A 25,111-nucleotide genomic window follows, 5' to 3' on the forward strand; every position below is an offset into this window, starting at 1 on the left:
TGTGAATCGTGACTATTCAGCGCAAAAAAATCACAGTTGTCGGTGCCGGTTTTACTGGTGCTACGACTGCACTCATGCTTGCCCAGAAGGAACTCGGGGACGTTGTACTGGTTGATATTCCTCAGCTGGAGAACCCGACCAAAGGCAAAGCGCTCGATATGATGGAAGCCAGCCCTGTGCAAGGTTTCGACAGCCATATCGTGGGAACTTCCAACTATGAAGATACAGCTGGTTCGGAGATTGTCATTATCACCGCCGGAATTGCTCGCAAGCCGGGCATGAGCCGTGATGATCTGGTGAATACGAACGCAGGCATTGTGAAGTCCGTGTGTGAAAATGTGAAAAAATATTGCCCTGATTCCATCGTCATTATTCTGAGCAACCCGGTAGATGCAATGACGTATGCGGCGTACCAGACACTCGGTTTTCCGAAAAACCGCGTGATTGGACAGTCCGGTGTTCTGGACACCGCCCGTTATTGTACGTTCATTGCGCAGGAGCTGAATGTATCCGTAGAGGACGTTCGCGGCTTCGTGCTTGGCGGTCATGGTGACGATATGGTGCCGCTCGTTCGTTATTCGAGTGTAGGCGGTATTCCGATTGATACCCTGATCCCGGCAGATCGTATTGAGGCGATCGTGCAGCGTACCCGTGTAGGCGGCGGAGAGATTGTAAACCTGTTGGGTAACGGCAGTGCTTATTATGCTCCGGCGGCTTCACTGGTTCAGATGACCGAGGCTATTTTGAAAGACAAAAAACGCATTATTCCAGTCATTGCTTATCTTGAAGGTGAGTATGGATATAATGATCTGTTCCTCGGTGTGCCAACCATTCTGGGTGGTAACGGGATCGAAAAAATCTTCGAACTGGAGCTGACTGCGGAAGAAAAAGCAGCGCTGGATACGTCTGCCAATTCGGTACGTAATGTCATTTCAATTGTTAATATCTAACTTTGAAGACTTTTTGAACAGAGAAAGTGAGAAAACCTCCGTAAACGCGGAGGTTTTCTTTTCTTTGGATAAGTTCCCCAGTATAATAAGATGTGATGTACAGCACACCGAAAATGTTGAGGAGGATGAAAATTTTGACAATGATTATGTATCTGCTCCATATCGTCGGAGCGCTGGCTATGGGATTCTATCTGATCCTGCCATTTGCGGTTGGCAAAATTCGCACATTAAGTGCAGCAGCGCAGGAGGGAGCATTTGCGTCACTTCGTACGTTGAACAAAATTGCTCAATATGCACTTGTTATTCAGCTTCTGACAGGTGGTTATCTGATGACCAAGGGGAACTACTCTCATATGTGGATGGCTGTAGTCGTTGTACTGCTTCTCGCTATAGCGGCCATTGGCGGAATTATGGGTAAACCGCTGCGTCTGGCAGCAGAGGGTGCCAAAAATAATCAGGATGTAACGCCACAACAAAGCAAAATTCGTATGTTCAGCACTTTACTCGCTGTGTTCCTTTTGATCATGGTGTATCTGATGGTAGAAAGAACCATGTTTTAATCTGGCTTTGAAGTGATGGTGAAGCGTTTGCAATGATTGGGGACAAGCAGAACAAGGAAATACGTAATGTATAATTGCAAACCGTGAACATGATGATTTTAAATTCTACAGGCAGCAGGGTTGAGTGATCAGCATGTACAGCCCGCTTTGTGTAGGACATTATTAACAAAACAGACAGCCACAGGGGCTGTCTGTTTTGCATTCGGGAACTTGGCTACACGGCATTTACAGTGTGAACGCTTACCGTATTGCGGCCGTGTCGTTTTGATTCATACAAGGCATGATCTGCGTCGCGCAGCAGGGATTCAAGAGTGTCTGAGTCACTGTCACACTGGGCCACACCAAAGCTGGATGTCAGCGACACGGTCTTGCCTTCTACCTCGAGAGGTGCACTTAACAATGCAGTCCGCAGCTGCTCTGCTTGATCATGCGCGTCCTGAAGTGTCATATTGGGCAGGGCAATCACAAATTCCTCCCCCCCGTAACGGGCAAATAACATTTCGGAGCTCAAGTAGCGATTACATATGGATACGACATGAATAATGGCCTGATCTCCGACATCATGTCCATACGTATCATTAATGCGTTTGAAATGGTCAATATCAAACAAAATGAAGGAGATCGGTTGCAGATTAAGCCGAGCCTCGCTCAGCAATTCTCTGCCTTTGTATAGAAATTGAGTACGATTATATATTTTGGTTAACCCGTCAAAATAAGCGAGCTGCTTCAGCTGCTCCTCAAGGAAGCGCTGCTCCGTAATGTCAATCAGCATAATGAGAATGCCTACAGCCTCAGAGCTTTTATTAAAAACATACGATGTTCTCACCTGATAACAGACGGTTTCCCCATTGAATTGCCAGTACAGGTCCGTTTGCAGTCCTTCTCTGCCATACTCAACAGGGAAGGTTTCTCCTGAAATTTCAAGCCAGATGTCATTTAGAGGTCGTCCAACCATTGTTGTTTGAATTTCAGGCAGCAGAAGCCGCAGCGATCGATTGAAATCGACGAGACGATAGGAACTGTCCAGCACGATAACACCTTCACGCATGCTCTCAAAAATACTTTCTTTTGCAATCGGCACAATCGTCAGCAGGCGAGAGGACAAAATGGCCCAAATGTACATGGTTGATGTGACACACATCAGGATAGGAACAGGGTCCAGACCAAATGGAGTCAAGCCGAGCAAGTACACAAATGCGGCAACCATAGGGATAATTTGTGAAGTAATCAATGTAAGCAGCTGTCGGCGATACATTTTTTTCGTATGCCGCCATTGACCAATCAATATAAGACCGGCACACAAAAGACAAGAGAAGGTAAATGCACCATGTACGACATACCACTGACCAATATCTATGGCCATAATCGGGACCTTGCTGTCTTCAAGCAGCCATACTCTTTTGTAATAAAGGTGATGCCAATCATTCGTAGTAACCATAAATACGGTAATGGCGGGAATGATAAACAGAGCTGATGTCTGGAGTTTGGATAATTTTTTATCCGTGTACCTGATCATCAAAAGCAGTCCTAGCGGAGCGGAGACAGGCATGCCAATATACTGGATAATATTCCAAAACTTCATCTGCTCCAAAGTATTGCTGGCCAGACCGATCGCATATCCGAAGGTATAAACGGACAGGGAAGCGGTGTACAGAATAAAAAGGTGGGCACTTGGAAAATGAGCTCTTCTGAAAAAAGTATACATACACAGAAACAGATTCAGCACCGCTGACGTGGTTACAAGTGTAATGTATGAATTGATATGCGATTCCATGTTCAGATCTCCATGTCCAATAAATTAGTCTCATCGATGAGATGAGGGATCAAATACTTGAGCCGTAAACCGTTATGACTGAATGATTTCTAGGAACAATCCGTATATTTTACATTGTACATCAGCCCCACCTGCATAGGAATACACTTTGAATCAGTAAAAAGGTGGAATTGAAAATTTTTAAAATGTTTAGAATCACTCTATTCTCGAGTTGTGGTTGTTTGATTTTACATAAAAGTGGTAAATAACGATAGAAGCGGCATACAGAAATGCTGCTGCTGTTGATCGACAGAAGAATAATCTGGTCGGTTCATGCCATCCTACGAAGTGAAACTTGATTGTACTGAGAGGAGAGAGTTCAATGCCGAGCACGACTACACAGAATCAGAAAACCATGCCTGCACAGCATCAGGACCAGCGTCCGGGAATTGAAGCTGAAATGAAGCCCAAGCCGGAATTTGAGAAACCGCAGTATAAAGCTGCTGGAAAGCTGTTAGACAAAGTAGCTTTGATTACAGGTGGTGACAGTGGAATAGGACGGGCAGTCGCGGTTACGTATGCAAAGGAAGGCGCCGATGTGGCGATAGTATATCTAAGTGAGCATGCGGATGCAGAGGAAACCAAACGTCAAGTCGAACAGGAAGGACGCAGATGTATTCTGATTGCGGGTGATATTGGTGATGTGAGCTTCGCCAAGAAAAGTGTGCAGCAGACTATAGATGAGCTCGGCAAACTGGACATAGTCGTTAACAATGCCGCCGAGCAGCATCCACAGCAGAATCTGGAGGATATTACGCCAGAGCAGCTGGAGAAAACATTCCGCACCAACATTTTCGGTATGTTTTATATTACACAGGCAACTCTGCCACATCTGAAACAAGGCAGTACCGTCATTAATACAACATCCATTACCGCTTATCGGGGAAATCCAATGCTGCTGGATTACTCCTCCACCAAAGGAGCGATTACGTCGTTTACCCGTTCCTTGTCGATGAATCTGATTGAAAAGGGCATTCGCGTTAACGCCGTGGCCCCGGGCCCGATCTGGACACCGCTCATTCCATCCACCTTTGACGAGAAAAAAGTGAGTGAATTCGGAGCAAGTCAGCCGATGAAACGGCCGGGCCAGCCGGATGAATTGGCGCCAGCCTATGTGTATCTTGCATCTGATGACTCTTCTTATGTTAGCGGACAGGTAATTCATGTGAATGGTGGCGAAGTCGTCAACGGTTAAAGTACAGGCTTATATGATAAGCCGGAGAGAAAAGAGCAAGTGTTGAGTTGACAGAGATATAGACGGATCGCTGAAGGATTTACAGCGTTCCGTCTTTTTGTTCTGGAAGGTGGGAATGACTTTACACAAATCCGGTTCTGCGTTGACATTTCTATGATATTTTAATGTGATATGATAGACCGGACAAGTTACAAGGAGGGCGCTCATATGAAGATTAGCAAACAAAAGGCAACACACTATATATGGGGAGCGAAATGTGATGGCTGGCACCTAGTTCAAGGTGAAACGCTGAGCGTAATTCATGAACGAATGCCAGCTGGAACTACAGAAACAAGACATGTGCATAGCAAGAGCCGCCAGTTCTTTTTTATCCTTAGTGGCGAGGCTTGCATGGAGCTTGACGGAGTAACGTACGTATTGGAGCCGCATGAAGGCATTGAAATTCCACCGGGAGCGCCGCATCAGATGCAAAATCAAAGCGATGCGGACGTTGAATTTCTGGTCATTTCACATCCCACGACACGTGGTGACCGCACCGAACTTAGCTGATAAAAAAATAGCGTATTTTCATCATTGGAGTTTACTTATTTACACTATGAACGGAGAGGACAGAAAAAACCTGAAAAAGCGAAGCTACAAGCTTTCTGCAAGAAAGCTGCATCGGAAGCATAAGCTTCACCTTTATCCCCAGATTTTTTCCTTGGAATAGGGAATCAAAAAAAATCTGGGGATAACAGTGATTGGAAGGTTATTCTGTCATCGGAGTGGCAATGTAAATTGTCTTGTTCAACGGATTAAAAAACAGCAGAAGGAAGAGATTAATGAGACCGTTTCGCATTCGCCTGGCCCTGATTATGATGATACTGATTGGCTTATCCGTCATTGTAGCCGGATATACGATGGGCAGAGTTTTCAAAACAACCCATATCAATGCACTGGAGCAGACGATGGTGCGTGAGATTAATTTGCTCAAGGCAACATTTCCGTTTCATGATGCTTCTGATCCGACATCAGCAGCAACGCGCAAATACTACTCGGACCGAGCGCTGGAACTGGATCGTCTCACCGATTCGCGGGTAACCTTTATCAATAAAGATGGCATCGTGATTGGAGACTCGGAGAGTGATCCCGCCACGATGGATAATCACCTGAATCGTGATGAGATTCGGACGGCTGTTGATGGCAGTTATGGACAGTCCATTCGTTACAGTGAGACGCTGAGACAGGATATGCTGTATGTTGCGCTGCCTGTAAATTCCGATCAAAGTGACATGATTGAGATACCAAGCGGTAAATTCGATGGTTACATTCGTTTGTCCATGAGTCTTCAGGCGGTAGATCAGGGGCTTCAACGTGGATGGATGATTATGTTTGGCGCACTTGGACTGCTGTTCCTGATTGTGGCAATCGTCAGCTACAGGGTGGCCCGTGGTCTAACGTCCCCGATCGAGCATATCACTAAAGTGGCTCATCGAATCACCAAGCTGGAATACGATGCTCGTGTTAAGGTTACGCGCAGAGACGAGATCGGTCAGCTTGGGCTTGCCATTAATGGAATGGCAGATAGCTTGCAATCGCAGCTCAAGACGATTCGAGATAATGAAGCCTTGCTTCAAAGTGTACTCGCGAATATGACAGGCGGGATCGTGCTGATTGATGCGGGGCAATCCATTGCACTGGTCAATCGCGAAGCAGAGCGGATGCTCTCGATTCAGGCATCAAAAGTGACAGGCAAGCCCTATACGGAACTCAAACGCCATTACGAGCTGACACGCACCATTGAAGAGAGCGTTGCTCTTCAGGAACGTATGCACGAGGAAGTGAGTGTATTTAGCCCGGAGGAACGCTTGATACGTATGGATGGAGTGCCGATGTATGAGGATCATGGCGGTTATCGCGGCATGTTATTTCTTTTGCAGGACGTAACTGCGATTCGCCGCTTGGAGTCGATGCGCAGCGAGTTTGTTGCCAACGTATCTCATGAGCTCAAAACGCCTGTCGCAGCTGTTAAGGGTTTCGCTGAAACCTTGCTAAGCGGTGGTGTGCAGGATAAGGAAACGGAGCGTTCCTTCCTGAAGATTATCTATGACGAAGGTGACAGACTCAATCGGTTAATCGGAGATATTCTGGAATTATCGAAGATTGAATCCAAACGTGCACCTTTGGAATGTTCGCCGGTGCATGTGCACTCCTTTTTCGAAATGGTGCTGGGAACGCTGTCCAAGGTGGCGGAGAAAAAGCAGATTCGTCTGGAGATGAATGTGCCGGAAGAGCTGTATATCGAAGCAGATGAGGATAAAATGAAGCAAATTTTCATTAATCTGTTATCGAACGGGATCAACTATACGCCCGAGGGGGGCAGAGTTAAACTTCAGGTGAAGATGGATCAGACGAGTGAGCAAGAACAGGTTGTTTTTGCAGTGTCAGACACCGGAATCGGCATACCGAAAAAAGATTTGCCGCGAATCTTTGAACGCTTCTACAGAGTGGACAAGGGCAGATCGCGTAATTCGGGCGGCACAGGACTTGGACTGTCCATCGTAAAACATCTGGTAGAGCTGCATCACGGCAAGCTTTCGGTGGACAGTGAACTGGGCATGGGCAGCACCTTCCGTGTCACTTTGCCATTAATTCAGGAAGAAGAAAACTAGTTTACTTCAAGCCAAAAGTTATAGGTATCAGGGAGCAAAATGTAAAATGAATATTTATCTTTACACAGCGTTAACAAATAAGTGCTATGATAAAAAAAGTGTTGTGGCAACAGACAACCTATGAAGAGAGAAGGGGTATCATGGCGCAACGTTTGCTGGTTATTGAAGATGAACCGACATTATCGAGATTACTTACGTATAACCTGACACAGGAGGGTTATGACGTAACGGCAGAAGACCATGGGTCAGCAGGTTATGACCGGGCCTTGTCGCAGGATTTTGATCTGATTCTACTGGATTTGATGCTTCCGGGCATGAACGGTCTGGATATTCTGAACAAGCTGCGGGTTCAGGGAGTGAGCACACCTGTCATCATTCTTACGGCCAAGAACGGTGAAGCCGAGGTTGTACAAGGGCTGAAGTCGGGTGCTGACGATTACATTACTAAACCCTTTGGGGTATCCGAACTGCTCGCAAGGGTAGACGCAGTGCTCAGACGTTATTCCAATGGCGATGAATTGCCACAGCCCGAGGACAAGGACGGCTCACGCATCATTCTGGGTGAACTTGAGATTTATCCGTTAAAGTACGAAGTCACTTTAGGGGGACAATCCATCAGCCTTCGTCCAAAGGAATTTGAAGTGCTGTTATATCTGGCAAAGAAACCTGGAGTTGTTCTCACCCGTGATGATCTGATGAATGCGGTGTGGGGGTTTGATTATATCGGAGGCCAGCGAACCGTCGATGTACATGTCAGCTCGTTACGCAAAAAGCTGGAGCTTGATCCCGAATCGGTTCATATCGATTCGATTCGTGGTGTAGGTTATAAATTGGTTGTCAAAAGAAAAACTCCCCATCATTCTAGCTAGATGATCGGGGAGTTTTATTTTACGTTTCGTTTACATAAAGGAAGAATTTCCTTTATTAATAGGGAGTAGGATGAAGTCATCCAAGTGATACTTTGTACCTATTATTATAGGTTGGGACAGAGTTAACACGTAAAGGAGCTGCGCAATTATGCCTACGCTTTTAGAAGAAAGACCCGAAGTTCTGAAGGGTGCACCTCAAGATCAGGAACAGAGTATGAACGAACAAAAGGATAACCAGCAGCATGAAAACCAACAACCTGAAAGCCAAAAAAAAGTTAATGAGCAGCAGCAAAACGATCTGGAGCTTAATAATCTGAAGCATAACGAACAGCAACAGCAAGATGAGCAACAGAAATATAATCAACAGAACGATGACCAGCAGAAGTATAAACAACAAAAGCGTGTAACACCTGGAGAGGTGTCGCAACATGTGGAGCAGGAGCCTCTCCGGTCTGAGATGAAATCCGAACAACGGATTACACCTCTTCTTCAGGAAGAGAATAACGTTAGTATAGAAGAGAGTAATGGAGCTATAGAAGACAACAACGTATCCATATATGAATATTGTCGTCAGGTACCTACAGCTCAGGAGAGCACGACATGCGGAGAAGCGGCGGCGATGCTGAATGATGGCCGTGAACATCCGTGCATTGTGTTATGTGATAAGCAGCTGAAGCCGACAGGTTTGATGATGCGGGAAAACTTGTATCGTTTACTGAATGGCCGATTTGCTGCAGATTTATTCTATCGCAAACCGATCATTAATACGGCAAATACATCTCCGGTTATTGTAGATATACATATGGAGCCTTCAGCCATCATTGATGCTGCATTGCGGCGAGATGAGGAGCACTTTTACGATTGTCTGCTTGTAACGGAGCAGGGCCGTCTGGTTGGTGTGCTTACAATGCGTGATGTGATGATGCTCTCCCGCAAGCTGCAGCAGGCAGCATCGGCAGACCGCATACGCACGGTGACGGAGAGCGGACGGGAGATTGCCCGGATTCACGAGGCGGTAACGAGGCTGGTGCAAGCAGCGAATCAGACTGTGCAGGAAGCAGGACAGATGATTGCCTTGTCCTACGAGGGAGAAGGCCGCCTGCGGCAGGTCGAAACATCTTACAGCCAGGTCCATGAACATATGGGCATCCAGGGGAAACATGCCAGCCAGATGCTTGAATCGATCAAGGCTGGCTCGGATATGGCGCGTTCCATTCGTACGTTGGCTGATCAGAGCGGGCTGCTGGCTTTGAATGCGTCCATCGAAGCGGCTCATGCCGGGGAATACGGACGCGGATTTCAGATCGTTGCAGGAGAGGTCAGAGCTCTTGCCAAGCAGACGCGGGAATTCGCTGAGAAGCTGTCCTCCTTGCTTCTGGGCATCGAGAGCTTGACTCAACAGACCGTATCACTTATACAAACCAATGGAGCAGAGATTGATGGCAGTGCGGTGGTTGTGCAGGAAGGAGCCGCTGTATTTGGCAAGTTAAATGGTGCAGTGCATGCGCTATCCAGTATCGTAGAGAATATTGCTCATGAGGGTGGCCAGGCGGGACAAGTAGCAGAGCATATTCAAACGAAGCTGAAGAGCATGATTGCAGAGCAAGCAGAGCTGTGAATGAGCTTTTCTGCTGAATAAGGGGCCTGGGTGGCAAGCAGCAACCTGGGTCTTTTTCGGGTGTTTTTACATTGCGTTAACATGAAGGTGGTACTGTTTTTACAATATTAAGTTAGGATATTAAAGATGACCGACCCGGTTCATAAAGAACATGAACGCCGGTCTCAACGTAAAGGGCTGACGACCATCCCTGGAGCGAAGGAGAAGTGAACACATACATGAAAGACCTCATTCACATTGATGGACTTAATTTATATTATGACACGCATCATGCGCTTAAAAATATATCGATGGACCTGCCGGAGAAAACGGTAACGGCGTTTATCGGGCCATCTGGCTGCGGTAAATCCACCTTGCTCCGCACATTAAACCGGATGAATGATATGATTCCGGGTGTTCGTGTGGAAGGACAAGTTATGCTGAACGGTTCGGATATTTACAGCAACGAGATCGAAGTAGAGACGCTGCGCAAGCGGGTGGGGATGGTATTTCAGCAGCCGAATCCTTTTCCCAAATCAATCTATGATAACGTAGCCTACGGACCACGTCTGCACGGTGTAACTCAAAAGAAGGAGCTGGATGAGCTTGTCGAGCAAAGTCTGGTGCATGCAGCATTGTGGGAAGAAGTAAAGGATGTGCTCAAAAAATCAGCGATGAGCTTGTCTGGTGGACAGCAGCAGCGTCTATGTATTGCGCGCGCACTGGCTGTGCAGCCGGATGTGCTGCTGATGGATGAGGCAACATCGGCACTGGACCCGATATCCACATTGAAAATTGAGGAATTGGTGAAAGAGCTGCATCATAAATATACGATCGTTATGGTTACACATAACATGCATCAGGCAGCTAGAGTGTCGGGTAAAACGGTGTTTTTCCTGAATGGTGAAGTGGTGGAGGCAGCTGATACGGAGACGTTATTCTCCACACCGCAAGATTCCCGTACCGAGGATTATATATCTGGCCGGTTCGGTTAAGGCGAGCTGATTAGGAATGACCCCGGCCTGCCCGGAGATGATCGAGAAGGAGGACATGAAACCTATGATTCGCAGAAAAGAATTTGATCAGGAGCTGGAAGAGCTGCGCACTCTGCTTCAACAAATGGGTGACCATGTAGCAAAGGCACTGGATGGTGCAATTGAAAGTTTACAAACGATGGATGCGGAGAAGGCCCAGGTCATCATCAAAAATGACGCGAATCTGAATGCCCTTGAGGACAAAATTATGGAGCTGGGCTCCAAGCTGATCATTACACAGCAGCCGGTAGCCAAAGATCTGAGACGCATTATCGTGGCATTCAAAATCTCCAGCGACCTGGAACGGATGGGGGATCTGGCCCTGGACGTGGCGAAGGTAACTCTTCGCATGGAGGGTCAGGAATTGATCAAACCGCTGGTGGATATTCCGCGTATGGCTGAAGTCGTAAAGTCGATGGTGGACGAGTCAATTGAGTCTTATCTGAAGGAGAATACGGATCTGGCCTATAAAATGGCTCAAACCGATGATCAGGTTGATCAGCTGTACAGCAACATGATTCGAGATCTATACACGTTAATGACCGATCATCCGACTCAGGCATCTCAGGCGATGCTGCTGCTCATGGTTGGACGATACATTGAACGGATTGGCGACCATGCGACCAATATTGGTGAGAGCACCGTCTATCTGGTTACAGGTCAACGCCCGGATTTGAATCAGTAAATCCGAGTGGGACAGCGTTCTGCTGCACCACCGATAATGAACACTATAGATCGAAAACATGATCGAAAAGTAAAGAACTTTCTTCCGGCTGGCCTGTGCACAGGCTGACAGGGAAGGAGGTTCTTTTTTGCGCAAAAAAATGTGGTGAGAAAGGGTGTAACTTTTTTTGATGTGTGTGGCAGGTATGGTATCATGAAAGAAGGTTGGGTAAAAAGGTTCGACCATACGATACGTGAGGTGCTGGAATGGACAAGTTGATTCTTATAGATGGCAATAGCATTATTTATCGGGCATTTTTTGCAATGCCTCCTCTGACGAATTCGAAAGGTCTGCATACCAATGCGGTCTATGGCTTCACAACGATGCTGTTAAGGCTGCTTGAGGAGCATAAACCGACACATGTGATGGTGGCGTTTGATGCGGGCAAAGTGACGTTCCGTCATGAGGGTTATCAGGAGTACAAGGGAGGACGGGAAAAAACACCGCCGGAGCTGTCCGAGCAGTTCCCTTTGCTCAAAGAACTCTTGCAAGGACTCGGAATTGCACAGTTTGAGCTGGCTGGTTACGAGGCGGATGATATTATCGGAACACTGACCAAACGCGCGGATGATGCAGGCAGACAGGTGCTCGTGGTATCGGGTGACAAGGATATGCTGCAGCTTGCTTCAGACCATGTACATATCGGGCTGACGCGTAAAGGGGTTACCGAGATTGAGCTGTATGATCCCGCTCAGATTAAGGAACGTTACGGATTAACGCCGTTACAAATTATTGATCTGAAAGGTTTAATGGGAGACGCCTCTGATAACATTCCGGGCATTCCAGGGGTAGGGGAGAAAACAGCGCTCAAGCTGCTGCATCAGTTTGGATCGGTGGAAGAGGTGCTAAGCGGTACAGGTGAGCTGAAGGGCAAGATGAAGGAAAAGATCGAAGCTCACGCCGAGGACGCTCGCATGAGCAAACAGCTCGCGACCATTCACCGTGAGGTGCCGCTGGAGCAGACGTGGGAGGATATGCAGTTTGATGGACTCAAGGAGGCCAGTGCAGGACCTGCCTTGGCCAAGCTGGAGTTCAAATCGTTGCTGGAGCGTTTGTCCTTCAGCGGCAGTATCAGCTCTGAGCAAGAAGCGGTTCCCGCTGCTGAAGTTGAATCCACAATCGCAACAGAAGATAACCTGGCTGAACTGATTGATGTGCTGGGTTCGATCGATGTGCTCCATGTGGAAACACATGGCGATAACCCCCACCAGGCAAAGCTGGTCGGCCTTGCTGTGGGCTCAGGGGAGAAGTATATTTACCTTTCTCCTGAGCTGCTTCAGTCCGATGTGGCAGCACCTGTAAGGGAATGGCTCGCAAATAGCGATCAGCCGAAGCGCGGGTATGATCTGCATCGGGTGGATCTGGCTTTGCATGCGCATGGCATTGAATTCGCCGGTGCGGCCTTTGATGTGCAGCTTGCAGCTTATTTGCTTGACCCAACGGAGTCGAATCAGACGATTAGCGGCCTGACGTCCAAGTACGGACTGCCATCACTCGTTGAAGACGACGTCGTCATGGGCAAAGGCGCCAAGTACAAAGTGCCGGAGGCGGATGTGCTCAGCGACTTCCTGTGCCGGAAAGCGGCTGCGCTGGCTGCAATTATCCCGCTTCAGGAGCAGGCACTGGAGAGCGATGAGATGAAGTCGCTGTTCCATGAGCTCGAAATGCCGTTATCCCGCATTCTTGCGGATATGGAGAAGCAGGGAATCAAGGCCAATACAGCAGATCTGCAGGCTCTCGGCAGTGAATTCGAAGAACAGATCGGTAAACTGATGTCTGAGATTTACAAACTGTCCGGTACGGAATTTAATCTGAATTCACCGAGACAGCTGGGTGAGATTTTGTTTGACAAGCTGGGGCTGCCTGTTGTGAAAAAAACAAAAACCGGCTACTCGACAGATGCCGAGGTGCTGGAGAAGCTGGCCCCGTATAATGATGTGGTGCAGCATATTTTGCAATATCGTCAGCTTGCCAAGCTGCAGTCTACGTATGTTGAAGGTTTGCTGAAAGAGATATCGGACCGGGATGGCAAGGTGCATACGTTCTATCGGCAGACGATTGCAGCGACAGGACGGCTCAGCAGTCAGTTCCCGAACCTGCAGAACATTCCGATTCGCATGGAGGAAGGACGCAAAATTCGGAAGGTATTTGTACCGTCCGAGCCGGGCTGGTCTATTCTCGCCGCAGACTATTCCCAGATTGAGCTGCGTGTACTGGCTCACATTTCCGATGATGAGCGGCTCAAGGAAGCTTTTGTACACGATATGGATATCCATACCAAGACAGCTTCCGATGTATTCGGCGTCAAGCCGGAGGATGTGGACAGCGATATGCGTCGTTCCGCCAAAGCGGTTAACTTCGGTATCGTATATGGCATCAGCGATTACGGCCTTTCCCAGAATCTGCACATTACGCGTAAGGAAGCGGCGCAGTTTATTGATCAATATTTTGAAATTTTCCAGGGTGTGCGCCGATATATGGATGACATTGTGAAGGATGCACGCCGGGACGGATATGTCAAAACGATGCTGGAACGTCGTCGTTACCTGCCGGAGATCAATGCAAGCAATTTCAATCTGCGCTCCTTCGCAGAGCGTACGGCGATGAATACACCGATTCAGGGCACTGCTGCCGACATCATCAAGCTGGCGATGGTGCAGATGGATGAGGCGCTGCGTGAACGCAAGCTTCAGAGCCGCATGCTGCTTCAGGTACACGATGAGCTGGTATTCGAAGTACCGCCAGAGGAGCTGGAGCTGATGAAGGAGCTTGTGCCTTCGGTGATGGAGAAAGCATTGGAGCTGTCGGTGCCACTAAAAGCAGAGGTTAGCTTTGGACAGAACTGGTACGAGGCGAAATAGACAAGAAGGGGTCCCGCTGAGCCTCATCTTCCGTTATAATATAAGGGAGGTGAGAACATCATGCCGGAATTGCCGGAAGTCGAAACAGTCAGAAGAACTTTGAATCAGCTCATTGTGGGCAAAACCATTGATCACGTTACCGTTAGCTTGCCGCGGATTATTCAGCGGCCGGACGATATAGATGCATTTGCACTGGAACTGGCGGGCCACACTGTGCTTGGCGTCGAGCGTCGGGGCAAATTTTTGCGTATTTTGCTGGACGGGCTTGTGCTGGTCTCCCATCTGCGGATGGAGGGACGGTATGGTGTGTACAATCAGCACGAAGAGGTGGAGAAGCATACTCATGTGATCTTTCACTTCAACGATGGTACGGAATTACGTTACAAGGATGTGCGTCAGTTTGGAACGATGCATCTGTTTAATACAGGTGAAGAACTGGTATCCAAACCACTGATGAAGCTGGGCCTGGAGCCGCTTGATGAAGCTTTTACCGTTGAAGCGTTCCGTGATGCAGTAGGGAAACGTACAACCAAAATCAAAGCAGTTCTGCTCAATCAGGCATATGTTGTAGGCATCGGGAATATTTATGTGGACGAGGCTCTCTTCCGCGCAGGTATTCATCCCGAGACGATTGCCAGGACGTTAAGCGAAGCTCAGCTAAAGGTGCTGCATGAAGCCATTGTGGCTACGTTGCAAGATGCCGTGAATGCTGGAGGCTCATCCATTAAATCCTATGTAAACGGACAAGGCGAGATGGGCATGTTCCAGCATCAGCTGAAAATTTACGGGCGCAAAGCAGAGCCTTGTGTGACCTGCGGTACGTTGATTGAAAAAAGCGTGGTTGGCGGTCGGGGAACGCATTTTTGCCCGAATTGTCAGCCGTTACCGCTCTCAGATCCATCGCTGGCCTGAACTGAATGAACGAAATGATGAAATCATAGCACCCTTGGATTCCTCCCTCCATATACTGATATGGCAGAAATAAGCGGGCATATACCCATACTGGCATCTTCAGTTGGCACGTACCGCACAGGGGAGGAATCAGGGGTGCTGCATCATTTTATTTCATTACTGGCGCTTGCTTTTGCGGTTAGTTTAGATGGTTTTGGAGTTGGAATTACATATGGACTTCGGAGGACCAAGATTCCGCTCTTGTCCATTGCTATTATTTCACTTTGTTCGGGATTGGTTATCGCGTTGTCTATGCAGGTTGGGGTGTTATTATCTCATGTCGTGTCACCAGGTGTGGCGTCCGTTGTGGGAGCATTTATTCTCATTGTGATTGGAGCCTGGTCGCTTTTGCAGCTGATTCGCCGTCGTGGCAAGGAGCGAGAGGAATCAGCCAATGTAGCCTTGATTCAGTCAGCACGGGCTCAAAGTCCAACATCAGCGCAAGCAGGAGTGCGTCAGGAACCGTATGTACAAGGAACCGATGCAGCCGATGTAGACCCGCCATCGTCATCCAGAGGCAGAAATCAGTTGATGGCACTGGAAATACAGCCTTCGCCAACCGATGGATTGGCAGAACGGATGGTATTCACGCTGGAGCTGCGCAAGCTTGGCGTGGTCATTCAGATTTTGCGCAGCCCGTCCAAGGCGGATATCGATAATTCGGGCAGTATCTCGACACAGGAGGCGATGTGGCTGGGGATTGCCTTGTCACTGGATGCGTTCGGAGCTGGTCTTGGCGCGGCGTTACTCGGGTTTCCTACGCTGTGGACTGCGCTGGTCATCGCAGTGTTCAGCGGAGCTTTGCTGTCGCTCGGCATGAAGGTAGGTTTGCGATTTGCAGCACAGCGCTGGATGCAGAAGCTTGCAATTCTGCCAGCTCTGCTGTTAATGATTATGGGCGTGATCAAGCTGTTATAAGGTTGATAGCAGCTGTTGTAAAGCATGATAATGAAGCTGTTATGAGGTGAAACGATGAATATAGGCTTAACTGGCGGAATCGCAACAGGCAAAAGCAGTGTTTCCGCCTATCTCGCCAGTAAGGGAGCGCTGCTCATCGATGCAGACGTTATCGCCCGGGAAGTCATGATGCCCGGGCATCCCGTTTTGGCTGCCGCTGTTCAGCGGTTTGGACAAGCCATACTGAATGCGGACGGAACACTGGATCGGAAAAAGCTGGGAAGTATTGTGTTTCAGCATCCTGAGGAACGTAAAGCACTCGAGGCGATCACACATCCAGCCATACGGAAGGAGATGCGTGAGAGGGCCGCTGCATACGAAATGCAGTATCCAGACAAGCTGGTGGTGTCGGATATTCCACTGCTGTACGAGTCGGGCCTCGAGGACGGCTTTGAGGAAATCATGGTGGTGTATGTGCCTAGAGAGGTGCAGCTGGAACGTTTAATGAGCCGTGACCAGATGACTCTAGCTGACGCTGAAGCACGTATTGCGGCACAGATGGATATTGAACGTAAAAAAGAGCGAGCGAACATCGTTATTGATAACAGCGGTTCTTGGGCTCAGACGGAGAAGCAGCTTCAAGCATTTTTGACACGTAAGGGTCTGCTATGAAGATATTACGCAAAAAACGTGTACTGCTGATCATGTTCATTTCCTTTGTACTTGTATTATTTCTGAACACCAATTGGATGGCGTGGTTCTACCCGATCCAGTATAAGGAAGAGATTCGGGCACAATCCCAGAGTTATGAGGTGGACCCGTTCCTGATCGCTTCGATTATTAAGGTCGAGACCAATTTTAAAACAAGTAAAGAATCCAAACGCGGTGCCATCGGGCTGATGCAGCTTATGCCGGACACGGCTAACTGGATTCTGGAACAAGCCAAAATTCCGAATACATCGCTGGAGGAGCTTAAACATGAGCCTGAACGTAATATCCAACTTGGCACATGGTACTTGCGTAATCTGTCGGATCAGTTCCATGGCAACGAAATCGTGATGATTGCTGCATATAATGCCGGACCTGGCAAAGTCAGCAGCTGGTTGAAAAATGGCGTATGGGATGGCAAACTTGAAACGGTAAAGGATATTCCTTTTGGCGAAACACGCCACTATGTACAACGGGTTATTTACTATTATAATCAGTATGTGAAGATCTACGATACGTTCTGATGGGATTGCTGAAAATAGGATAAGCAGAAGCACGGAGCAGACCGGTAATATACCGGCCGCCCCATGCTCCTCTGTGTAACGTATTACGATGCAGATATTATTGGTATTGACCTGCCAATTGCTGTTCTGCAATTGTTACCAGACGCTTCGTGATGTATCCACCGATCGAACCGTTCTCGTAAGAAGTCATGTTACCTTGGTATCCATCTTGTGGGATGCTGATTCCGAGTTCTTGAGCTACTTCGTATTTCATTTGCTCCAGAGCTGCGGAAGCTTTAGTTACTACCAAGTTGTTGGAGTTACCGTTGCTTTGTGCCATTGCTGTTCACCTCCTCGCGGTTGGTAAAAGTATTATGTGTCGCCAATACGATTTTCATAACAAAACAGGATCAGGGAATATGTGGTAAAAAGTAAAACGTGGGAAGTGATCTAATTTGAAATGTCCTTATTGTGGTTATCTGGGCACGAAAGTGCTGGATTCCAGACCAGCCAATGAATCGAAATCCATCCGCCGCCGCCGCGAATGCGAGCAGTGTGCCAGAAGGTTCACTACCTTCGAAATGATCGAGGAAACACCGTTGATTGTTATTAAAAAGGATGGCAGCAGGGAAGAGTTCAGCCGTGACAAAATTTTGCGTGGCCTGATTCGTGCTTGTGAGAAACGTCCTGTTTCGGTAGAGACACTGGAGATGATGGTATCTGAAGTGGAAAAGTCACTGCGCAATACAGCCGAAGCTGAAGTTGAGAGCCGCCAGATTGGCGAGCTGTTAATGGAGCAGCTGTTTCCTGTGGATGAAGTGGCTTATGTACGCTTTGCGTCCGTGTACCGCCAGTTCAAAGACATCAACATGTTTATGAAAGAGCTGAAATCGCTGCTGTCCAAAGAAGAGCTGGAGGACTAGTATCGTGGGGAAAAGGAGAAGAGCAATCCGGGGTTATATTTTGATATGTGCCCGCATCATGAATGTTCTTCTCCATATGATTTCGGTGATTGAAAACCTCTTAATGAAAAACGGGATTATCGGTCTATCCATACCTGGAAAAAGTTTTTGGTGAAAATAGTTATCGGAAATAATAGATAGCGGATTATTTAAGTAGACGTAAACGAATTAGACAATAGAATGGCGTCAATATGGGGAATGAAAAATATTACATATTTTAAATAAACAAACAAAAGACCCTATAGAAATAGGGTCTTTAAATTATGGAGCGTAGGGGGGTCGAACCCCTGACCTCTTCGCTGCCAGCGAAGCGTTCTCCCACTGAACTAACGCCCCAAGACGAATACAAAAATTAATATATCACTTAAATATTAAGCAGTCAATGTTTGTTTTATCTTTCGTAGCAATGTTATATTTGCGAATAAAGACGTTCAAATTTTGAAAGAGGAATGAAGAAACGTTCAATGTAGTTCAGGATTGCAGGCATACCAGTTACGGAGGATCAGAAAATGAACAAAACGGAATGGGCAGAGTCCACTTTTCCAATATATACAGCAGACCGCATTCGATCATTATATTGTACATCAACGATGCCGATCCATCGTTTGGATGTGAATTTCACCGTTCTGATGGCTGTTTCCAGTGGAAAAGGTACACTTCATCTGAACGATGGACTGTACGAACTTGCCGAAGGCATGGCAATCCTTATTCCAGTCAAAAGCAATGCGTTTATACAGACTGATCTGATGCATCCTCTCCATATATATACGCTCTCTATCAGCACACAGGAACAAACAAGGTTATCGACAACAGGAACGATGGGACGGACAAGTGTCTTAACCTCGGAGTCATCTATGCAGCTGTTTCCGTATGAACCTGTAATCGTAGCACAGCTGGAAGAGTTGTATATTCATCGCTTGCCTGGCAACGAAAGCAGGCATTTGAGGAATCAAATTCTTTTTCATCAGGTTCTGCTGAATATGCTGGAGCATATGGAAGCCGGATATGGTGCGAGTGATCAGCCATCCATGGAACGCAGCATTACATATATGGAAAAAAACTTTAATAAGAAAATAACAACTGAAGGGCTCTCTGAAATGGCGGGAGTCAGCCGTTCACACTATTCTATTCTGTTTAAGCAGCTTACCGGATTTTCTCCCAACGAATATCTATCACGGCTGCGTGTTCACCGGGCCAAAGAATTGTTAATCAAGGGGGCGGATTCGCTCCGAGAGATTGCATTGAAGGTTGGATATAAGGATGAATTTTATCTCAGCCGCCGCTTCAAACAACAGACAGGCGAAAGTCCTTCCGGATATACACGCCGCAGACCATTTCAACATGTGGCAGTATGGCATACACCTTATGCGAGTCATGTGATGTTGCTTGGCTTGGTGCCATCGCTTATCATCTCGGAAAGCAGCGAATATGCGAGCACAGAGGGTATGCATGCCACTCAATCGATGCGGTTTATTCATTCCGACAGTTCACCTGAACAAGTGAAATTCGCTTTGCTCGATGCCGATATTGAGCTAGTTATTGCTGCAAATCAGCATCTGGCTCTAAATGGATTAGGTTCTGAAAGTCTGCGATTTGTCGCACCCATTGCTGAAATTCCGTGGATGGAGCTTGGTTGGAAAGAACATCTGCGTCTCATTGCGCAGGCGGTTCAGCGGAGTGAGAAGGCAGAGCGATGGCTGGCGGAATTCGAGAGAGAGGAACAGCATGCACGTGCAGTGATTCAGAAGAGCGGGCTTGAAAATGAGACGTTGACGATTCTGGTCATTAAACCGGATATGCTGCAAATTTACGGAGCAAGAAACGTCGGGTATGTGATGTATCAATCCCTCGGGTTGCGCCCATCGGAGAGGATTGCCCAGGAAATACAGCGGCTTGGGGATCAGTTCCATTCCGTAACGATTCAGTTGTCCGAGCTTGTTCATTATGAAAGTGACTGGATGATCGTTATCATTTTCCCCGATGAAAAGGGTTCTTCAGCTCACTTGGAAAGCATATTGGAGTCTGATCACTGGAAAGGACTTGCCGCAGTGCAGCATAATCGAATCATTCATCTTAATCAGGACGAGTGGGTTCCGTACAATCCGATTTCAATTCGTCTGCAGTTGGAGCGTGCGCTCCAATTATGGACAGGCGTGCAATAGTCCAAGCATTTTTTCAAACAAAAAGGCATGGTTAGGTTTATCCTGCATGCCTATAATTAGCTATGGTAATGAGAATGATTTTCATATTCAAAGAAAAAGGGAGAGAGTCATTTTATGAAAAAGCTTTTTGCACCCATTATACTCGTTCTGGTTGTTTTGCTTAGTGCCTGTGGAGGCAATGCAGCCAAAGATACAAATGATACAAACGCTGCAGCGGGCGTATCCACGTCAAAGACGGGCTCGGACTTGGCTGATGCCGATCCAGGCACCTTTACCTACGAGTCGGAAAGCGGACCTGTGGAGGTTCCGAGCCATCCTCAGCGTGTCGTAGTCCTGACCCGATTCCTCACCGGAAATGTGATGGCACTGGATGTACCGTTGGTTGGTGTGGATGAAATGTCCAAGGAGAACCCGAATTTCAAGGGGAAACTGGAAAATGTAGAAGCGGTAACTGACGAGAGCTTGGAGAAAATCATCGAGCTGAACCCGGACTTGATTATCGGTATGTCTGACATCAAAAATATTGACAAGCTCAAGCAAATTGCTCCTACGGTCACCTATACCTATGGCAAAGTTGACTTCCTCAAGCAACAGCTGGAGATTGGCAAGCTTGTAAACAAAGAAAAAGAAGCACAGGCCTGGGTTGATGATTTTGACGCTCGAAGCAAAAAAGTCGGGGAAGAGATCAAGGCGAAAATCGGTGCCAACGCAACCGTTTCGGTCATCGAAACCTTTAATAAACAGCTCTATGTTTATGGTGAAAAATTCGGACGTGGGACGGAAATCCTGTATGATCAATTCGGTCTTGCCATGCCTGAGAAGGTGAAGGAAGCAACGAAAAAAGACGGCTTTTTCGCGGTATCCAATGAAGTATTGAAGGACTACATGGGTGACTATGTCATTTTCAGCAAAAATGCAGACGAGGACAATTCGTTCCAGAATACCGAAACGTACAAAAACATTCCTGCGGTGAAAAACAATCGGGTATTTGAAGCGGATGCCAAGGCATTTTACTTCAATGATCCACTCAGCATGGAGTATCAGCTTGAATTCTTTATCCAGCACTTCCTGGGTAAGTAACTGAATGCCGCTATGGAAAATAAACGATCTGCGATTTCATTTTCATTGAAGCTTGCGTGCAGTGTACTTGTGCTTGTGCTGTGCTTCATGATGGCTATGCGGTATGGCGCGGAAGAGACAACGCTCCGCAATGTGTGGTTAGCACTAACCTCGGCCACCAAAAATGACAATATCCTCATTTTGCGTGAGCTCAGGCTTCCACGGGAGATCGCAGCGATGTTAATTGGAGCAGCTCTCGCCGTCTCGGGAGCGATCATGCAGGGGATTACCCGCAATCCACTGGCTGATCCCGGATTGCTTGGCTTGACTTCCGGTGCCAATATGGCACTTGCCATCGCTTTTGTTTTTTTGCCGTCCCTTGGTTATTTCGGCATCATGATAGCTTGTTTTATCGGAGCTGCACTCGGGGCTGCGCTCGTTGTCATTCTTGGCTCAATGCGCCGGGGGAGCCTGTCTCCTCTGCGTGTTGTGTTGGCGGGAGCCGCCGTATCGGCTTTTATGTATGCCATCTCGGATGGTATCACTATTTATTTTAAAGTCTCCAAGGATGTATCCATGTGGACCGCGGGTGGACTGATCGGAACGACCTGGGGTCAGCTGCAGGCGATCGGACCGGTCATTCTGCTCGGACTTGCAGTTATGCCGTTCCTGTCCAACCAGTTGAACATTCTTAGTCTCAGTGATGAGGTTGCAACGGGCTTGGGGCAGAAGCTGGTGCTGATCAAAACAATGCTGTTTCTGCTGGTCATTCTTCTCACAGGCGCTTCAGTTGCGTTGATCGGAAATATGGCGTTTGTCGGATTGATGATCCCTCATGTGGTTCGCAGATTGGTTGGAACCGATTATAGGCAGATTTTGCCCATGTCTATCGTGGCCGGAGCATCGTTTATGCTGCTTGTTGAAACATTGGGCCGTACCATTAATGCACCTTACGAAACGCCGGTAGTTGCCATTGCAGCCATGCTGGGCTTGCCGTTTTTCCTCTTCGTGGTGCGGCGTAAAGGAGGCAAGGCATTCTCATGACCCTGTCTGCACGAATTCGCAAGCAACGACTGATTTTGCTCATATGTTTGCTACTGATCATCATCACGGCTACAGTTGGCATGAGCTGGGGATATTCCTCCCTGTCCTTTGACCGATTAATTCCCGTCCTGTTCGGACAAGGTACTTTCAAAGAGGACTTCGTGCTGTTTTCAGTCCGTTTGCCACGTATTATCATCACTTTGCTGTCAGGGATGGCACTTGCGCTATCGGGTTCCATTCTGCAAAGTGTTACCCGCAATGACTTGGCTGATCCAGGTATCATCGGCATTAACTCTGGTGCGGGTGTCGCTGTTGCGGTATTTTTCCTGTATTTCCCGATCGATGTTGGCTCGTTTGTCTATATGCTGCCACTGGCTGCATTCATCGGGGCTTTGGCGACCGCCGGACTCATCTATCTGTTTTCTTACAGCAGAACCAATGGACTTGATCCAATCCGAATGGTGTTGGTGGGTGTCGGCTTCTCTATGGCATTGTCGGGCATCATGATTGTGATCATCTCAGCGGCTGAGCGCTCCAAGGTGGATTTTATTGCAAAGTGGATATCGGGAAACATTTGGGGTGCGGACTGGCCGTTCATCTGGGCATTGCTGCCCTGGGTAATTCTGTTGATCCCGCTGACCCTGTTCAAGGCTGCAATGCTGGATCTGCTTGGATTAAATGAAGAAACCGCCATTGGCGTGGGATTGCGTATAGAGAAGGAAAGGCTTGTTCTTATTGTTGTTGCAGTTGCCGCGGCTGCCTCTGCAGTATCCGTTACAGGCGGCATTGCGTTCGTAGGTTTGATGGCACCACATATTTCCAAGGCACTGGTTGGTCCTCGCAATCGACTATTTATTCCCGTAGCCGTTATGCTGGGTGGCTGGTTGCTGTTAATTGCGGATACGGTTGGCCGTAACCTCGTAGACCCTGACGGCATACCCGCAGGTATTATGGTATCCCTGATCGGCGTGCCTTATTTTGTGTATCTCCTGTTAAAAAAGTAACCTGTAAAATAAACCGTCGATCAGTCATGCCTTCGTTTTTCGATCGAGTACCTTCATCATTAAAAATTCCAATAAAGCTTTTTGACTGGTTCTCAGCTATAACCTTATTGAAGTTCATTAATATTGTTGTGGAACTCGAGCATAAATTCGACTGTGAGTTTGAAGATGAATATTTAGATAACAGTAAATTCACAACTATAGACAATATTGTTCAGTTCGTCGTAAAAGGGTTGAATAATTCTCTCAAATGTGTATGATCTCTCACCACATGGATATGTTATAATGGACAAGATCAAGTTTCAAAATTAGAATTCTTGATCATAAAAAAGTCTATTAAGGATGATTTGGAATCGTGAAAAATTCAGTTGCTTCTTCGGGGGCGGTTCCCCATAGGTTTCTAGTTACAATGGTACCTGGTTTTGAAGAAATTGTTAGAGAAGAGATTGAAGAGAAGATTCTCGGATCCGGCTCTTTCGAAATATCCAGAGGAAAGGTTTCGTTTCGTGCTAGTTGCAATTTAGATCAGTTGCTGGAGCTGAAGTGTGCTGATAATATTTATTATCAGATTGCACATTTTCGGATCGGACCACATAAAGTTGATCTGAAACAAATACCGAATGTCTTGCGAAAAATCAAGCTTATCGACGCTATTAATTATTATATTGGTTATAGGCCCAAATTAAAGGTCATTGTCAGAGTAAGCCGAGTCGGTAAGCACACGTATAGCCGTTTTGACGCTTCTGATGCTTTTCTAACAGAATTGGTCAAGAGATATTCTTTTGGAGTAGGTTCGTCGGAAGATCATGATCTTTCCTTTCGTGTGGATATTGTGGATGAGGTTGCGATTCTCTCTTTGAAGTTAACACCGGCAGAGTTTCGTTACCGAACGTCGACCAAACAGTTCAGCAGTGGGGCAATAAGACCTACTATCGCACATGTGCTGGTTCGCCTCTCGAATCCTCAAAAGTTTGACAGCTTTTTTGACCCGTTTTGCGGTTCAGGGACGATTGCCGCGGAACGTGCGTACTATGACTCAGCCAGAATTGTTACGAGTGATATTAATCCCGAAGTTGTAGCTCTTGCTAGTCTAAATGTTTCAGATAGAACTGAAATATACTGTTGGGATGCGTGTCAGACTCCCCTGGACAGCAGCTCGATTACAACGATTGTCTCGAACCTTCCTTGGGGGAAACAGATTGTCGTCGAGGATATTACAGCTTTATATATGAAATTTCTATTGGAGGCAAAACGAATACTCCGTAATAATGGAAAGATTATCGCTCTGACAGATCAGTCTAATAGCTTAATCAAGGCAGCAGAGAGCAACGAATTCGAGTGTACCCAACTCATGACGATTAGTTTGCATGGATTGCATCCTTCCGTTTTTGTGCTAACCAAGTTATAAGACATATTAAGCTCACATCAGGAGCAGTTTCAAAAACTTATCTTACGATCAGTTTTTGGAACTGCTTTTTTTTTTTGCTGGTGGGATCGTGATTTCTTTAAATTTTAAATGTATTTACAAAACACAGATAGCATTGTGTCAAAATCGTTTTACGTGATAAAT

The 25,111-nt window shown here is 47.1% G+C and carries 22 protein-coding genes and 1 tRNA gene; 20 read left to right on the plus strand and 3 right to left on the minus strand.

Annotated features, from left to right (window positions below; all coding sequences use genetic code 11):
• Window positions 1–8 precede the first annotated feature (8 nt).
• Together mdh and IEW26_RS14725 are read left to right on the plus strand one after the other, a co-directional pair.
• A complete protein-coding gene (gene mdh / locus IEW26_RS14720) occupies window positions 9–950 on the plus strand; it encodes a malate dehydrogenase (RefSeq protein ID WP_111273159.1) in 942 nt (313 codons plus the stop codon).
• A 134-nt stretch (window positions 951–1,084) separates the two neighbouring features.
• Complete coding sequence (locus IEW26_RS14725) at window positions 1,085–1,510, plus strand: hypothetical protein (protein WP_111273160.1); 426 nt, start codon at window positions 1,085–1,087, stop codon at window positions 1,508–1,510.
• 214 nt (window positions 1,511–1,724) lie between these two features.
• Here IEW26_RS14725 and IEW26_RS14730 read toward each other — a convergent pair whose 3' ends face one another.
• On the minus strand, window positions 1,725–3,284 hold the full coding sequence (locus tag IEW26_RS14730) for a histidine kinase N-terminal 7TM domain-containing diguanylate cyclase (protein WP_188592958.1): 1,560 nt from the start codon (window positions 3,282–3,284) through the stop codon (window positions 1,725–1,727).
• 361 nt (window positions 3,285–3,645) lie between these two features.
• On the opposite strand from IEW26_RS14730, the gene IEW26_RS14735 reads away from it, so the two are divergent.
• The 12 genes from IEW26_RS14735 to IEW26_RS14790 all read left to right on the plus strand — a co-directional run bounded on the left by IEW26_RS14735 (window position 3,646) and on the right by IEW26_RS14790 (window position 17,334).
• Entirely contained in the window at window positions 3,646–4,518 is an 873-nt protein-coding gene (locus tag IEW26_RS14735; RefSeq protein ID WP_188592959.1) for an SDR family oxidoreductase, read from the plus strand.
• A 207-nt stretch (window positions 4,519–4,725) separates the two neighbouring features.
• Window positions 4,726–5,067: a cupin domain-containing protein gene (locus tag IEW26_RS14740; protein WP_188592960.1), complete on the plus strand. Its 342-nt coding sequence runs from the start codon at window positions 4,726–4,728 to the stop codon at window positions 5,065–5,067.
• A 272-nt stretch (window positions 5,068–5,339) separates the two neighbouring features.
• Entirely contained in the window at window positions 5,340–7,169 is a 1,830-nt protein-coding gene (pnpS, locus tag IEW26_RS14745) for a two-component system histidine kinase PnpS (RefSeq protein WP_188592961.1), read from the plus strand.
• A gap of 140 nt (window positions 7,170–7,309) precedes the next feature.
• Window positions 7,310–8,038: a response regulator transcription factor gene (locus IEW26_RS14750; RefSeq protein ID WP_188592962.1), complete on the plus strand. Its 729-nt coding sequence runs from the start codon at window positions 7,310–7,312 to the stop codon at window positions 8,036–8,038.
• Between the two features lie 148 nt (window positions 8,039–8,186).
• Window positions 8,187–9,656: a methyl-accepting chemotaxis protein gene (locus IEW26_RS14755; protein ID WP_188592963.1), complete on the plus strand. Its 1,470-nt coding sequence runs from the start codon at window positions 8,187–8,189 to the stop codon at window positions 9,654–9,656.
• Between the two features lie 218 nt (window positions 9,657–9,874).
• Window positions 9,875–10,630, plus strand: coding sequence for a phosphate ABC transporter ATP-binding protein PstB (pstB, locus tag IEW26_RS14760; RefSeq protein ID WP_111273806.1), 756 nt, complete (start codon window positions 9,875–9,877; stop codon window positions 10,628–10,630).
• Between the two features lie 64 nt (window positions 10,631–10,694).
• Window positions 10,695–11,354, plus strand: coding sequence for a phosphate signaling complex protein PhoU (gene phoU, locus IEW26_RS14765; protein ID WP_111273805.1), 660 nt, complete (start codon window positions 10,695–10,697; stop codon window positions 11,352–11,354).
• Window positions 11,355–11,599: 245 nt separating this feature from the next.
• A complete protein-coding gene (gene polA, locus IEW26_RS14770) occupies window positions 11,600–14,254 on the plus strand; it encodes a DNA polymerase I (protein WP_188592964.1) in 2,655 nt (884 codons plus the stop codon).
• 60 nt (window positions 14,255–14,314) lie between these two features.
• The gene (gene mutM, locus IEW26_RS14775; RefSeq protein ID WP_188592965.1) at window positions 14,315–15,166 is read left to right on the plus strand and encodes a DNA-formamidopyrimidine glycosylase; all 852 of its coding nucleotides are present in this window, start codon (window positions 14,315–14,317) and stop codon (window positions 15,164–15,166) included.
• A gap of 135 nt (window positions 15,167–15,301) precedes the next feature.
• Window positions 15,302–16,123, plus strand: coding sequence for an MntP/YtaF family protein (locus tag IEW26_RS14780; RefSeq protein ID WP_188593293.1), 822 nt, complete (start codon window positions 15,302–15,304; stop codon window positions 16,121–16,123).
• Between the two features lie 54 nt (window positions 16,124–16,177).
• Window positions 16,178–16,774 carry a dephospho-CoA kinase gene (coaE, locus tag IEW26_RS14785; RefSeq protein WP_111273801.1) on the plus strand — a complete coding sequence of 199 codons (597 nt, stop codon included), beginning with the start codon at window positions 16,178–16,180 and terminating at the stop codon, window positions 16,772–16,774.
• A complete protein-coding gene (locus IEW26_RS14790) occupies window positions 16,771–17,334 on the plus strand; it encodes a lytic transglycosylase domain-containing protein (protein ID WP_145402990.1) in 564 nt (187 codons plus the stop codon). Before coaE ends, IEW26_RS14790 begins: the two co-directional genes overlap by 4 nt.
• Window positions 17,335–17,431: 97 nt before the next feature.
• On the opposite strand, the gene IEW26_RS14795 is transcribed toward IEW26_RS14790, so the two are convergent.
• On the minus strand, window positions 17,432–17,653 hold the full coding sequence (locus IEW26_RS14795) for an alpha/beta-type small acid-soluble spore protein (protein ID WP_017689472.1): 222 nt from the start codon (window positions 17,651–17,653) through the stop codon (window positions 17,432–17,434).
• 115 nt (window positions 17,654–17,768) lie between these two features.
• On the opposite strand from IEW26_RS14795, the gene nrdR reads away from it, so the two are divergent.
• Complete coding sequence (gene nrdR / locus IEW26_RS14800) at window positions 17,769–18,236, plus strand: transcriptional regulator NrdR (RefSeq protein WP_111273799.1); 468 nt, start codon at window positions 17,769–17,771, stop codon at window positions 18,234–18,236.
• A 303-nt stretch (window positions 18,237–18,539) separates the two neighbouring features.
• On the opposite strand, the gene IEW26_RS14805 is transcribed toward nrdR, so the two are convergent.
• Window positions 18,540–18,611 (minus strand) — tRNA-Ala (locus tag IEW26_RS14805).
• A gap of 173 nt (window positions 18,612–18,784) precedes the next feature.
• On the opposite strand from IEW26_RS14805, the gene IEW26_RS14810 reads away from it, so the two are divergent.
• The 5 genes from IEW26_RS14810 (at window position 18,785) to IEW26_RS14830 (ending at window position 24,949) form a co-directional block, all read left to right on the plus strand.
• Window positions 18,785–20,437 carry an AraC family transcriptional regulator gene (locus IEW26_RS14810; protein WP_188592966.1) on the plus strand — a complete coding sequence of 551 codons (1,653 nt, stop codon included), beginning with the start codon at window positions 18,785–18,787 and terminating at the stop codon, window positions 20,435–20,437.
• 114 nt (window positions 20,438–20,551) lie between these two features.
• Window positions 20,552–21,517 (plus strand): iron-hydroxamate ABC transporter substrate-binding protein, encoded by a 966-nt coding sequence (locus IEW26_RS14815; RefSeq protein WP_188592967.1) that lies wholly within the window; start codon window positions 20,552–20,554, stop codon window positions 21,515–21,517.
• Between the two features lie 12 nt (window positions 21,518–21,529).
• On the plus strand, window positions 21,530–22,540 hold the full coding sequence (locus tag IEW26_RS14820) for a FecCD family ABC transporter permease (RefSeq protein WP_188592968.1): 1,011 nt from the start codon (window positions 21,530–21,532) through the stop codon (window positions 22,538–22,540).
• Window positions 22,537–23,544 carry a FecCD family ABC transporter permease gene (locus IEW26_RS14825; protein WP_188592969.1) on the plus strand — a complete coding sequence of 336 codons (1,008 nt, stop codon included), beginning with the start codon at window positions 22,537–22,539 and terminating at the stop codon, window positions 23,542–23,544. The genes IEW26_RS14820 and IEW26_RS14825 overlap by 4 nt, the downstream gene beginning before the upstream one ends.
• Before the next feature lie 352 nt (window positions 23,545–23,896).
• Window positions 23,897–24,949 carry a methyltransferase domain-containing protein gene (locus IEW26_RS14830; protein ID WP_188592970.1) on the plus strand — a complete coding sequence of 351 codons (1,053 nt, stop codon included), beginning with the start codon at window positions 23,897–23,899 and terminating at the stop codon, window positions 24,947–24,949.
• The last annotated feature ends 162 nt before the right edge of the window (window positions 24,950–25,111 follow it).

Source organism: Paenibacillus silvae (genome assembly GCF_014639235.1).
Taxonomy (GTDB): domain Bacteria; phylum Bacillota; class Bacilli; order Paenibacillales; family Paenibacillaceae; genus Paenibacillus; species Paenibacillus silvae.